Source organism: Rhodococcus sp. P4_C10, assembly GCF_056402135.1.
In genome coordinates this window covers 1-12,881 of the sequence record NZ_JBFUHZ010000068.1, presented here as the reverse complement: position 1 = coordinate 12,881, position 12,881 = coordinate 1, and the positions used below count along the sequence as shown (strand labels likewise).

The window sequence follows — 12,881 nt, the reverse complement described above, 5'->3', positions numbered from 1 at the left end:
GCCCGGCGGCCAGCGCGCGTCGCTTGGCGACCGCCTTGGCCTGCGCGGCCTTCTGCTGCGCCTGCACGGCCTTGGCCTGCGCCGCCTTGGCCTTGGCCTTGGCCTGCGCGGCCTTGCGCGCCGCCTCCGCACGCGCGGCCGAGTAGTGCTCGGGCTTGGGCAGCCGCAACAGCCGGGCGAAGCGGCCGTCGGGCCCGGAGTGCAGCGCGGCCACCGCCTCCGGCTCGTGCCTCGCGGCATTGGCGAGGATGCCGAACATCAGCAGCGTGATCGCCGTCGAGGTGCCGCCCGCCGAGACCAGTGGCAGCTGCTGCCCGGTGACCGGGAGCAGGCCGATCACGTAACCGATGTTGATCATCGCCTGGGCCAGGATCCAGGTGGTCGCCGCCGCGGTCAGCAACCGCAGGAACGGGTCGACCGAACGCATCGCGATCCGCAGGCCCGTGAACACGAACAGGGCGAAGAGCCCGAGCACCGCGACACAACCGATGAAGCCGAGTTCCTCGCCGATGATCGCGAAGATGAAGTCGTTGTGCGCGTTCGGCAGGTAGCTCCACTTGGCGCGGGACTGACCGAGACCACGACCGAACAGGCCGCCGTCGGCGAGCGAGAACTTCGCCTGACGGCTCTGGTAGTTGGCGCCCTGCGGGTCGTCGCCGGGGTTGAGGAAACCGAAGATGCGGGCGGCCCTGTAGTCGGCGGACAACGCCAGGACCACCCCGGCGACCCCGACGCCCGCCACCGCGACCCCGAAGATCCGGAGCGGCAACCCGGCGAACCACAGGAGGGCGCCGACCACGATCACGAACGTGACCGTCGTCGAGTAGTTCGGCTGGAGGATGACCAGGACCGACGCCAGGAGGGCGCCCGGGACCAGCGGAATCAGCAGTTCCTTGAGCGGCGCACCCGGACGACGGGTGGCCAGCACGGACGCTCCCCACACCACCAGCGTGACCTTGGCAAGCTCCGACGGCTGGAAGGACAACCCACCGAGTTCGAACCAGCGCCGGGCGCCACCGGACTCCTTGCCGATGCCGGGGACGAGGACCAGCGCCAGCATCACGACCGACACCACGAAGGCGGGCAGGGCGAGCTTGCGCATCAGCCGCACCGGCGTGCACAGCGCCACGTAGAACAGCACCACGCCGAGCACCGCGAAGATCAGCTGCGTGGTGAACATGCCGTAGGCCGAGCCGGTGTCCGCGTACGCCTCGACGCTCGACGCCGAGAGCACCATCACCAGGCCGAGCACGGTGAGCAGGGTGGCGATGGTGACGATCAGGTGGAAGGAGGCCATGGGTCGGGCCAGCCAGGCACCGACCCGGGTGCGCGGACCCGCGGGCACCTTCTTCGACCCGGACCCGGACCGGGCACGCGGACCCGCGGGCGCGCTCATCGCTGCGGGCCCGACCCGGCGAGGCGGTGCACGGCCTCCGCGAAGGCGCGACCGCGGTGCCCGTAGTCGGTGAACATGTCGAGGGAGGCGGCGGCGGGCGCCAGCAGCACCGTGTCCCCCGGCGTCGCCAGGGCGGCAGCCACCGTGACGGCCTCGGCCATCACTGCGTCGGGGTCCGGTTCCCGGCTCGGATCGGAGCTCACCGTGCCATCGTCTCCCGTCGGCACCAGGACCACGCGGACCTCGGGCGCGTGTCGGCGCAGCGCATCGGCGATCTGGTCCGCGTCCTGGCCGAGCAGCACCGCGCCCGCGAGCCGGTCGGCAACCTCGGCGACCAGTTCGTCGACGCTGGCTCCCTTGAGCAGACCTCCCGCCACCCACACCACCCGAGGGTGCGCGAGCAGCGAGGACCGGGCCGCGTGCGGGTTGGTCGCCTTGGAGTCGTCGACGTAGGTGACGCCGTCCACCTCGGCGACCCGCTCGGCCCGGTGCGGGCCCACCCGGTAGCTGCGCAGTCCGTCGCCCACCGCCGACGCCGGGACGCCGATCGAGCGGGCCAACGCGGCCGCGGCGAGGGCGTCCATCAGCCCGGCGGGCCCGGGCGGGGTGATCTCCGACGTCTGCGCGAGGGTCTCCGCGTCGGCGAAGGCGCGGTCGACCAGGCGCCCGTCCTCGACGCCGAGCTCCCCCGCCGCCGGGGCGCCGAGCCGGAAGCCGACCGTGCGTCCCGCGGTCGAACGGGTGACCAGGCCGGCCGCGACCGGGTCGTCGAGACCGAGGACGGCGACGTCGCCGGTGAGCGCGCCCGCCTTCGCGTCGACGTAGCCGGCCATGCCGCCGTGCCAGTCCAGGTGGTCCTCGGCGATGTTGAGCACCACGCCCGCCGCCGGGCGCACCGACGGCGCCCAGTGCAGCTGGAACGAGGACAGCTCCACGGCGAGTGCGTCGTTGCGCGGGTCCGCACGCAGGGCGTCGGTGATCGGCAGGCCGATGTTGCCGCACGCCACCGCGGGGACCCCGCCGGCCCGCAGGATCGACTCGAGCATCGAGGTGGTGGTGGTCTTGCCGTTGGTTCCGGTCACCACCAGCCACTGCCGCGCCGGGCCGTACGCCTCGGCGCGGTCGAGCCGCCAGGCGAACTCGACGTCACCCCAGATCGGCACCCCGGCAGCGGCCGCCGCGGCGAGCACCGGCGAGTCCGGCCGCCAGCCGGGACTGGTGACGACCAGTGCGAACCGGTCGATCCCCGCGGCGGCCGCCGCGGGCGTCAGGGTGTCGACCGCGAGTTCGGCAGCCGCGGCGTCGAGGGAGGCCTGGTTGCCGTCGGTGAGGGTGACCACGGCGCCGAGGTCACGCAGCGGCGCCACCAGCGCGAGACCGGAGACGCGGGCGCCCGTGACGAGCACGCCGCGACCGCGCAGGCCGCCCAGTTCGGTCGGCAGGTTCTCGGGGTGCACGGTCACGGCCTAGTTCCCGATGACGGAGAGGTACTCGCTGTAGAACAGCGCGAGGCCGACCGCCGACGCGATCCCGGCGAGCAGCCAGAATCTGATGATGACCGTGGTTTCCGCCCACCCGGCGAGTTCGAAGTGGTGGTGGAACGGGGCCATTCGGAACACCCGGCGTCTGCTGGACCGGAACACCGCCACCTGGATCACGACCGAGGTGGCCTCGGCGACGAAGAGCGCGCCGACGACGACCATCAGCAGTTCGGTGCGGGTGGTGATGGACAGGCCGGCGAGCAGGCCACCGAGGGCCAGCGAACCGGTGTCGCCCATGAAGATCTTCGCGGGTGCGGCGTTCCACCACAGGAAGCCGATGCAGGCGCCGGCCGCGGCGGCACAGATCAGCGCCAGGTCCAGCGGGTCGCGCACGTCGTAGCAGCCGATCGTCGGCTCGTTGGGGCCGCCGACGCAGGCGTTGCGGTACTGCCAGAAGGTGATCACCACGTAGGCGCCGAGCACCATGCTCATCGAGCCGGCGGCCAGGCCGTCGAGCCCGTCGGTGAGGTTCACCGCGTTGGACCACGCGCTGATCAGCAGGTAGCAGAACAGGATGAAGACGATCGAGCCCATCGACACGGTGGCGATGTCACGGACGTAGGACAGGTGGGTGCTGCCCGGGGTGAGCCCGCCCGCACCGGGGAACCGCAGGGCCAGGATGCCGAAGACGACGGCGGCGACGAACTGCCCGACCAGCTTGGCGGTCTTGTTGAGGCCGAGGTTGCGCTGCTTGCGGATCTTGATGAAGTCGTCGAGGAAGCCGACCGCACCGAGCGCGGTGGCCAGGCCCAGCACCAGCAGGCCGGAGGCGGTCGGGCCTTGGGCGTCGTAGCCGATGCCGATCAGGTGCGAGCCCCAGTAGCCGGCCCACAGCGCCACGATGATCGCGACGCCGCCCATGGTCGGGGTGCCGCGCTTGGCCTGGTGGCTGGCCGGGCCCTCGACGCGGATCTCCTGGCCGAAGCCCTGCCGCGAGAACATCTTGATCAGGATCGGGGTCAGCAGGATCGCCACAGCAAGCGCGATGCCTCCCGCAAAGAGGATCTGTCTCACTGGTTCTCCCTGGTGGTCGTCGTGTTACCGGTCTCGTCGGGGGACCCCGCGTCGGCGAGCAGCGCGTCGGCGACCGCCCACAGCCCCACCGCCTGGGAGGCCTTCACCAGCACGATGTCGCCCTCGGCCACCTCGGCCCGCAGCACCGCGAGCGCGGCGTCCGCGTCGGGCACCACCATCGACTCCTCGCCCCAGGAGCCCTCCATCACCGCGCCCTGGTTCATCGCCCGCGACGGCCGGCCGGTGCCGACGACGATCAGCCGGGTGACGTCGAGGCGGACCGCGAGGCGGCCGATGGCGTCGTGCTCGATGACCGACTCCGGCCCGAGTTCCGCCATCTCCCCCAGCACCGCCCAGGTACGACGCTTCCCGCCGGAACCGGCGCGCGCCATGGTGACCAGCGCCTTGAGCGCCGCCCGCATCGAGTCCGGGTTCGCGTTGTACGAGTCGTCGACGACGGTCACGCCGTCGCCGCGCTGCTGCACCTGCATCCGCTTCGCGGAGACCGGTCGGGCCGCGGCCAGCGCCGTCGCCACCTGGTCGAGGCTCGCGCCGCACTCGAGCGCCACCGCGGCCGCGGCGAGCGCGTTGCCGACCTGGTGCTCGCCGTGCACGCCGAGGGTGATCGCGACGGTGCCCTGCGGGCAGATCAGGTCGAAGGAGGCCCGGGCCTCGTCGTCGAGCCGGACGTCGACGGCCCGCACGTGCGCCCGCTCGGACTGACCGACCAGCACCACCCGCGCGCGGGTCCGCTCCGCCATCGCCGCGACCAGCAGGTCGTCGGCGTTGAGGACCGCGACACCGCCCTGGTCGGCCGGCGGAAGCGCCTGCGCCAGTTCACCCTTCGCCTCCGCGATCGCCTCACGCGAGCCGAACTCGCCGAGGTGTGCGGTGCCGACGTTGAGGACCACACCGATCCGCGGCGGCGCCGTCTCGGCGAGCGCAGCGACGTGTCCGACGCCCCGGGCCGACAGCTCGAGCACCAGGTAGTCGGTGCCGGCGTCCGCACGCAGCGCGGTCCAGGGGTGGCCGATCTCGTTGTTGAAGGACCCGGGCGGGGCGATCACCGACCCCAGCGGGGTGAGCACGGCGGCCAGCAGGTCCTTGGTGGAGGTCTTGCCGGACGAGCCGGTGACCCCGACGACGGTGAGACCGGCAGTGGTCAGCTCGTCGGTGCTCACCCGGGCCAGCTTCGCCAGCGCCGCGAGCACCGCCGCGCCGGAACCGTCCGTGTCGTGTTCGAGCGCCATCGCGTTGGTCTGCGTCGGCGACAGCGGCGAGACGACGATCGCCGGCACCCCGACCGGCCGGGCCGCGAGTACCGCGACCGCGCCCGCCGCGAAGGCGGCCGCGGCGTGCTCGTGGCCGTCCACGCGGGCGCCGGGCAGTGCCAGGAACAGTCCGCCGGACGTGATCTTGCGCGAGTCGAACTCGACGCCGCCGGTGACGAGGACGTCGGGGTCCGGCACGTCGTGCAGGGTGCCGCCGACGATCTCGGCGAGACGGCCCAGGCTCATCGGAATCACCGGTCACCACCCCCGTGTGTCGTGTCCGCGTCGCCGCGCCTGCGCTCGATGGCCGCACCGAGGACCTCGCGGTCGTCGAATGGGTGCTTCACCCCGTTGATCTCCTGCCCGATCTCGTGTCCCTTGCCGGCGACGAGGACGACGTCCCCGGTCCCGGCCCATGCCACCGCGTCCGCGATGGCTTCCGCGCGGTCGGCGAACTCGCGTACCTCGCCGCGCTCGGCCGCCGGCACCCCGAGCGCGCCCTCCCACACGGCGGCCCGGATGGTCGCCGGGTCCTCGCTGCGCGGGTTGTCGTCGGTGATCACCAGCAGGTCTGCGCCGCGGGCCGCGACCTCGCCCATGATCGGCCGCTTGCCCTGGTCCCGGTCGCCGCCCGCACCGACCACGACCGCGATCCGGCCGTTGCTCTGGCCCCGGAGGGTGGCGATGACGGCCTCGAGTGCGCCCGGCTTGTGCGCGTAGTCGACGACGGCGAGGAAGTCCTGCCCGCGGTCGACGCGCTGCACCCGGCCGGGGACGTCCACCGAGCCGATGCCGGCAATCGCCCTGTCCAGGTCTACCCCGCAGGCGTCCAGGGTGGCCAGTGCCAGCAGCGCATTGGCGACGTTGTAGCCGCCCGGCAGCCGCAGCGAGACCCGGCGCGCCGTCCCGTCGGGCCCGGTGGCCAGGAACTGCTGACTGCCGTCCCCGGTGGCGTCGACGTCGGAGACCGTCCAGTCTGCGTCGGCGCCCTCACCGGCGGTCGAGACGGTGGTGGCGGACCCCGCGACCTGTGCCATCGCGCGACCCCAGTCGTCGTCGACGCACACCACCGCACGGTCCGCGTGCACCGCCTCGTCCGGCGCGAACAGCCGGGCCTTGGCGGCGAAGTAGTCGTCGAGGTCGCGGTGGAAGTCGAGGTGGTCCTGGGACAGGTTGGTGAACGCCCCGATCTCGAAGTGGGTGCCGTCCACCCGGCCGAGCGCCAACGCGTGGCTCGAGACCTCCATGACGACGGTGTCGATGCCGCGTTCGAGCATCACCGCGAACAGCGCGTGCAGTTGCGGCGCCTCGGGGGTGGTCAGTGCGCTGGGCACCCGGCGACCCTCGATCCGGGTCTCGATGGTCCCGACCAGGCCCGCACGGTGGCCCGCGGCGGTCAGACCGGCCTCGACCAGGTAGGCGGTGGTGGTCTTGCCGGAGGTGCCGGTGATGCCCACCACCCGGAGCCGGCGCGACGGGTTGCCGTAGATCTCGGCGGACGCGGCGCCCAGCACCGACCGCGGGTTCGGGTGCACCAGCACGGGCACCGGCCCGGCGGCGGACGCGGCGAGGGTGGCCAGGCCGGCCTCGTCGGTGAGCACCGCGACGGCGCCGCGGGCCAGCGCGTCGGCGGCGAACTCCGCACCGTGCGCTCGGGCGCCGGGCAGCGCGGCGAACAGGTCGCCGGCCGCGACGTTCTGGGCCCGCAGTTCCACGCCGGTCACCGCCACGTCCGCGGCCGGGGCCGCGCCGGAGTCGGGGGTCGGTGCGGCGGTGCCGATCCAGTCCAGCCGGGCACCGATCAGCGCGGCCAGCGCCGCAACCCCGGTGGCGGGCGGGTGCGTCGGCCGCAGTCCCCCCGCCGCATCCGCGGACCGCGAAGCATTAGTCCCATGCACGGGCAGGTGACTCCTCTCGAGGTTCGGTCAGGTGGCGACGGAATTGGTCGCAAGCCAGCGTGTCACGTTACCGGCGACGGGCGGCTTCGGTGGACTCGGCGTGGTGACGAGGGGCGGGTCAGTCCGCCTGCAGCACCAGTCTCGGGCCGGGATCGGCGGACAGCGGCACCTTGTCGCGCTGGAGCATCCACGAGGCGATGTTGTGGAACAGCGGTGCCGCGGACTGCCCGCCGGAGCCGTCGGCGCTGCGCACGGGGGCGTCGAGCATGATCCCGATCACGAACCGGGGGTTGTCGGCGGGCGCGATGCCGGCGAAGGTGATCCAGTAGTTCGAGTTCGAGTAGCACTTGCAGGCGGGGTCCACCTGCTGCGCGGTGCCGGTCTTGCCGCTGACCTGGTAGCCCTCGATGCCGGCCGCCGCGCCGGTGCCCTGCTGGTAGCCCATCGGGTCGCGCTGGGTGACGGACCGGAACATGTCCCGCACGGTGGCCGCCGTCTTCGGGCTGACCACCTCGATGCCCTCGGGATGCTCGGCCCGGGTGCGGTTGCCGTCGGCGTCGACGGTGGCGCGCACGATCCGCGGCGGGATCCGGACGCCGTCGTTGGCGATGGCCTGGTACATGCCGGTCATCTGCAGCAGGGTCATCGACAGGCCCTGGCCGATCGGCAGGTTCGCGAAGGTGCCGCCCGACCACTGGTCGCGGCTGGGGACGTCGCCCGCGCTCTCGCCGGGCAGGCCGACGTCGGTGCGCTGGCCGAGGCCGAACTTCTCGAGCATGTCCGCGAACCGGTCCTCGCCGACCCGCTGCGCGAGCATCAGGGTGCCGACGTTCGAGGACTTCCCGAACACGCCGGTGCTGGTGTAGGGCGCGACGCCGTGCTCCCAGGCGTCGCGGACCGTCACCCCGGACATCTGGATCCCCCCGGGCACCTGCAGCACCTCGTCGGGCGTGGTGAGCCCGTACTCGACGGCGGCCGCCGCGGTGACGATCTTGTTCACCGAACCCGGCTCGAACGGCGTGCTGACCGGCAGGTTGCCCATCTCGGCCTTGCCGTTGTTGGCGACGCCGATGGACGGGTTGAAGGTGTTGTCGTTGGCCATCGCCAGCACGTCGCCGGTGTGCGAGTCCAGCACCACCACCGACGCGTTCTTCGCGCCGGACGCGTCCTTGGCCAGCTGGGTCTGCTGCTGCACGTAGTACTGCAGGTCCGAGTCCAGGGTCAGCTCGACGCTGGACCCGTTGACCGCCGGCTGCTTGTCGCGCCAGCTGCCGGGGATCACGGCGCCGTCGGAGCCGCGGTCGTAGGTCTGCGACCCGTCGGTGCCGGCGAGGGTGGAGTCCAGCGAGTCCTCGAGTCCGAGCAGGCCGTGGCCGTCCCAGCCGGTGGCGCCGACGATGTTCGCCGCCAGCGAGCCGCCCGGGTACTCGCGGATGTCCTGGCGTTCGAGCCCGACCTCGGGGAACTCGTCGACGATCTTCGCGGCGATGTTCGGGTCCACGCTGCGGGCCAGGTAGACGAAGGTCTCGTCGCTCTTGAGCTTGGCGAGCAGGTCCTTCTCCGCGGCGGTGTCCCCGAGCGCCTTGTGAATGCCCTTGGCGATCTCCTTGAGCCGGTCGGCTACCTTCGGATCCTTGCCGGCCTTGACGGCCGCCTCCTCGATCTCCTTGCGGACCCGGACCGGCTGGAAGGTCAGCGCCTTCGCCTCCATGGTGAACGCGATCGGGTTGCCGTTGCGGTCGGAGATCGAGCCGCGGGTGGCGGGGTCGATCACGGTGATGGCGCGCTGGTTGGCGGCCTCGGCGGACAGCTTCGGCGCCTGTACGACCTGGACCCACAGGAGCTGGACCACGGCGATGCCGAGCGCGACGAACATGACCGTGCGGCCGGCACGGAAACGGAACCGGAACGACGCGGCGTCGGTCGGCCGCGGCCGGCGAGGCCGGACGGGCCGGGCCCTGCCGGACTGGGAACCGGGCCGGGCCCTGCCGGATTGAGAACCGGGCCGAGCCCGGGGTGGTGGAGCGGCGGAGGGACCTCGGGTCACCTCTGACCGCCCGCGCTACCTGCCTGTCCAGCGGCCGCACCGGGCGTTGCAGAGGTCATGGGGATCAAGTGTTCACCCTCGGCCTGCAGTTGCGGCTGATTTGCCGCGAGCGGCGAGCCGGGGCGGGACGCGGTGGTCGGGGCGGCCGCGCGGGTGGTCGGCGTCAGGTTGCGGGTGGGCGTCGGGGCCGGGGCCGGCTTGTTCAGCGGCGGCGCCGGTGTGCCCTGCGCGGGAGCCGGGTCGCCGACCACCGCGACGGTGCCGTCCGGCGCCACGACCAGGCGCGCCACGTTCTTGACCGGGATCATGCCGAGTTCGGTCGCCTTGCGGGCAAGCTCCGGGGCGGACGCGGCGGCCTCGTTGTCGCGTTGCAGCGACGAACGCTGCTCGGACAGTTCCTGGTTGTGCTGACGGGCGGCGCTGAGCTTGTAGGAGTCCTCCGCCGAGCGCGTGGTCAGCAGCAGCGTGATCGCCAGGCCCACAGACAGCAGCCCGATCACGGTGGCGACGAACGGGATACGGGCGGTCAGCGCGGAGCCGCGTCGGGCCGGCGCGGCCGTGGTGCCCGTCGCCCGCTGGGTCCGACGCTCGTAGGCTCGCTGCGCCGCACTCGACCGCGCGGGGGCACCGGAGCCGGTGGGGACGGTCGCCGGGGCACGCCCGCGGACCTTCGGTCGGACGGCGGCGGCACCACGAGGCCGTGCGGCACCCGATCGGACGGGAACTGTCATGGCGTCACCCTCCTGGAAATCCGCTCGACACTGCGCAGTCGGACCGGGGCCGACCGCGGGTTGTCCGCCATCTCTTCCTCGCTCGCCCGTTCGGCACCTCGGGTCAGGAACTCGAACTCCGGACCCATGCCCGGCAGCTCCATCGGAAGGCCTTCCGGGCTACGGGATTTGGTGCGCGGGGTCAGTTCCTGCTTGACCAGCCGGTCTTCGAGCGACTGGTACGACATGAACACCACCCGACCACCCACCGCGAGCGAGTCCAGCGCGGCGGGGATCGCGGCGCGCAGCGAGTCCAGCTCGCCGTTGACCTCGACCCGCAGCGCCTGGAAGGTGCGCTTGGCCGGGTGCCCGCCGGTGCGCCGGGTGGCCGCGGGAATCGAGGCGTACAGCACCTCGACCAGCTGGGCACTCGTGGTGAACGGCTCGACCTGCCTGCGACGCAACACTTCCGAAGCGATCCGGCCGGCGAAGCGCTCCTCGCCGTAGGTGCTGAGCACCCGGGCCAGTTCACCGTGGCTGTAGGTGTTGAGGATGTCGGCGGCGGTCAACCCGCGAGTGGGATCCATCCGCATGTCGAGCGGCGCATCCACCGAGTAGGCGAACCCACGCTCGGCCTCGTCCAACTGCATCGACGAGACGCCGAGGTCGAACAGGATGCCGTGCACCGACCCGGTCGGCGGCAGGCCGGCCTGCTCGAGCGCATCGACGATGCCGTCGTACCTGGTGTGCACCAACGTGATCCGGTCCCGGTACGGCTCGAGGCGCGCGCCTGCCTTGGCCAGAGCCGAGGGGTCGCGGTCGAGTCCGATCAGGTGCAGCCCCGGGTAGGTGCGCAGGAAGTGCTCGGAGTGACCGCCGAGACCGAGGGTGGCGTCGATCATCACGGCACCGGATGCGTCGGCCGACTCGCGGGTCAATGCCGGGGACAGGAGTTCGTCCGCTCGACCGAGCATGACCGGGACGTGACCGAACTCGCCAGTGGGGGCGGATTCGCCGGCCTCGTCGTCCACCATTGCTGCCTCCGGGTCTTCTGGTCGTGTCTGCGGGCGCTGACAATCACGAAGGTGATCTGGGGCGAATGACTCGGGGTCCCTGTCCGATTGACCGAACCTGGCGCTGGGGAAGTGCGTCAGGGTCGGTGTCGGGCAGAGGCCTCGCGGCACTCGCCGTTGTCGTGAACTACAGGATCTCGCTCAGAGGTTCGGATCTGGCCTGGGAGTAGTTCTCTTCGTTCTCGTCGGAATACGTCTGCCACACCTGGGCATCCCAGATCTCGAGGAAATCGATCTGTCCGATCACCACGCACTCCTTGGACAACCCGGCATAACGCCGGTGGTCCGCGGAGAGGGTGATCCGCCCCTGAGCATCGGGATGCTGTTCGTCGGCGCCGGCCGCGAGGCCACGCACGAAGGCCCTGGCGTCCGGATCGGTCCGCGACACCGCCGCGGCCCGTCGGGCCATCGCGACGAACTCGTCGCGGGGATACACCGCGAGGCTGTGGTCGAGACCCTTGGTGACCATCAACCCCCCCGCCAGTGCATCCCGGTACTTCGCGGGCAACGTCAGCCGCCCCTTGTCGTCGAGCTTCGGCGTGTGGGTACCGAGAAACATCCCCGCCACCTCCACATTGCGTTGCCGATCTCGTACCCGATTTCGAACGCCCTATGCCCTGCGGTTCACCTTCCCAACCGCTGCGCACCACGTTACCCCACTTTGCCCCACGTTCAAGGACAACACACGACCGATTCTGCCCAATTTGCGAGAAGTGTGCTGGTCACAGAGGTGGCGCGAAGTGGGGAGAATTTCTGCGACGTGCGCCACTGCCCGGGAGTTCGATTCCGACCCCTTCCGGGACCGCACGAAACGACCAGGTCAGGACCCCGCCTCCGGACTCCGATCAGCCCCCGACAGACCCGCGGGGGGACGGTGGGGAATGTGGGAGCCGACACGAAAAAGGCGCGACACCTGTTCGGTGTCGCGCCCTTGGTCTTTTCGACGTGCGGTCTTGTCGGCGTGCGCCCGGGACTCACCCGGCCGGCACGGTCACTCCTGTTCGAACCTCCGCTTGAACCGATCCTCCATGCGGGACGAGAACCCGCCGCCCTTTCGGCCGTCGTTGTGCTTGCCGGCACTGGGATGCTTACCGGCACTGGGCCGCTGCGCGGACCCGGCACCCTCGTCATGCACTGCCGAGAGACCCTGCTTCGACCCTCGCATGAGGAACAGGACCCCGGCTCCAAACATCACTGCGAAACCGAGCAGGCTGATGATGGGGAAACCACCCGGCTTGACGGGTAGTGCTACCCCGGCGACCAGAAGAACCAGACCCAGGAACAGCAATGCCCCCGCCTGCAGGCGACGCTTGCTCGAGGCGGCACGCATTCGGCCTCCCCTTACAGAGGAGGCAAACTTTGGGTCTTCGGCGTAGAGAGCGCTCTCGATCTGATCGAGCATCCGCTGCTCGTGCTCGGAGAGTGGCACGGTACCTCCCCCGGCACTAAATGGTGGCGGCCAATTCGTTGGGACGACTGGCCGGTTGCCGTCGTTCGCGGCTACCTGGAGTCCATACTACGAGTACTCGCAGTGGCGTACCACCTACATCCCACTACGAGTCGCGAATCAATTTTCGAATCCCCCGCGGATCGCCTGTCAGGCAGACCTCCCCACGATCGAACCCGCGGCCGGACGACGCCCGAGTCCGTCGCGGAGGTACTCCTCGACGACCGTCAGGAACTGCGACACCTCCCGGTGAAACCGGTCCGCCTCGCCCCAGGTGACGGTGCGCGAGACCCCCGCCTCGATCGCCGCGCGGGTGGCCGAATGGCCGGCGAGGTACTCCGCCCAGTCCGCCAACTCCGGCTCCGCCCGGGCCAGCAGCACCCAGGCGCTACGCGAGCCCGGCCGGCGCCGGACCGCGTCGTCCCGCCGACCGCCGAGCGCCGCCGCCGCGCCCCGCAACGCGGCCAGGTACGCCGTGCGGAAC

General features: G+C 71.6%; 11 protein-coding genes. All 11 read right to left on the bottom strand.

Annotated elements, in window-relative coordinates:
- Positions 1-1,396, bottom strand: a 1,396-nt coding sequence (gene ftsW / locus AC1DWC_RS25685) for a putative lipid II flippase FtsW (RefSeq protein ID WP_477912597.1), incomplete at its 3' end; no start/stop codon positions are given.
- Positions 1,393-2,838: a UDP-N-acetylmuramoyl-L-alanine--D-glutamate ligase gene (gene murD, locus AC1DWC_RS25680; protein WP_477912599.1), complete on the bottom strand. Its 1,446-nt coding sequence runs from the start codon at positions 2,836-2,838 to the stop codon at positions 1,393-1,395. The genes ftsW and murD, both read right to left, overlap by 4 nt.
- 24 nt (positions 2,839-2,862) lie before the next feature.
- The gene (gene mraY, locus AC1DWC_RS25675) at positions 2,863-3,951 is read right to left on the bottom strand and encodes a phospho-N-acetylmuramoyl-pentapeptide-transferase (RefSeq protein WP_072846268.1); all 1,089 of its coding nucleotides are present in this window, start codon (positions 3,949-3,951) and stop codon (positions 2,863-2,865) included.
- Positions 3,948-5,477: a UDP-N-acetylmuramoyl-tripeptide--D-alanyl-D-alanine ligase gene (locus AC1DWC_RS25670; RefSeq protein WP_477912595.1), complete on the bottom strand. Its 1,530-nt coding sequence runs from the start codon at positions 5,475-5,477 to the stop codon at positions 3,948-3,950. The genes mraY and AC1DWC_RS25670 overlap by 4 nt, the downstream gene beginning before the upstream one ends.
- Entirely contained in the window at positions 5,474-7,120 is a 1,647-nt protein-coding gene (locus AC1DWC_RS25665) for a UDP-N-acetylmuramoyl-L-alanyl-D-glutamate--2,6-diaminopimelate ligase (RefSeq protein WP_477912593.1), read from the bottom strand. The genes AC1DWC_RS25670 and AC1DWC_RS25665 overlap by 4 nt, the downstream gene beginning before the upstream one ends.
- 118 nt (positions 7,121-7,238) lie before the next feature.
- Complete coding sequence (locus AC1DWC_RS25660; protein WP_477912591.1) at positions 7,239-9,167, bottom strand: peptidoglycan D,D-transpeptidase FtsI family protein; 1,929 nt, start codon at positions 9,165-9,167, stop codon at positions 7,239-7,241.
- The gene (gene ftsL, locus AC1DWC_RS25655; protein ID WP_477912589.1) at positions 9,164-9,898 is read right to left on the bottom strand and encodes a cell division protein FtsL; all 735 of its coding nucleotides are present in this window, start codon (positions 9,896-9,898) and stop codon (positions 9,164-9,166) included. Before ftsL ends, AC1DWC_RS25660 begins: the two co-directional genes overlap by 4 nt.
- On the bottom strand, positions 9,895-10,911 hold the full coding sequence (rsmH, locus tag AC1DWC_RS25650) for a 16S rRNA (cytosine(1402)-N(4))-methyltransferase RsmH (protein ID WP_477912587.1): 1,017 nt from the start codon (positions 10,909-10,911) through the stop codon (positions 9,895-9,897). The genes ftsL and rsmH overlap by 4 nt, the downstream gene beginning before the upstream one ends.
- 166 nt (positions 10,912-11,077) lie before the next feature.
- The gene (mraZ, locus tag AC1DWC_RS25645) at positions 11,078-11,509 is read right to left on the bottom strand and encodes a division/cell wall cluster transcriptional repressor MraZ (RefSeq protein ID WP_072846306.1); all 432 of its coding nucleotides are present in this window, start codon (positions 11,507-11,509) and stop codon (positions 11,078-11,080) included.
- 432 nt (positions 11,510-11,941) lie between these two features.
- Positions 11,942-12,379, bottom strand: coding sequence for a DUF3040 domain-containing protein (locus AC1DWC_RS25640; RefSeq protein WP_477912585.1), 438 nt, complete (start codon positions 12,377-12,379; stop codon positions 11,942-11,944).
- 168 nt (positions 12,380-12,547) lie between these two features.
- The coding region (locus AC1DWC_RS25635) for an SAV_6107 family HEPN domain-containing protein (protein WP_477912583.1) at positions 12,548-12,881 on the bottom strand (334 nt) is incomplete at its 5' end.

Coding starts and splice junctions, on each gene's coding strand:
- rsmH (WP_477912587.1), bottom strand. CDS start 10,911: ATGGTGGACGACGAGGCCGGCGAATCCGCCCCCACTGGCGAGTTCGGT.
- ftsL (WP_477912589.1), bottom strand. CDS start 9,898: ATGACAGTTCCCGTCCGATCGGGTGCCGCACGGCCTCGTGGTGCCGCC.
- mraZ (WP_072846306.1), bottom strand. CDS start 11,509: ATGTTTCTCGGTACCCACACGCCGAAGCTCGACGACAAGGGGCGGCTG.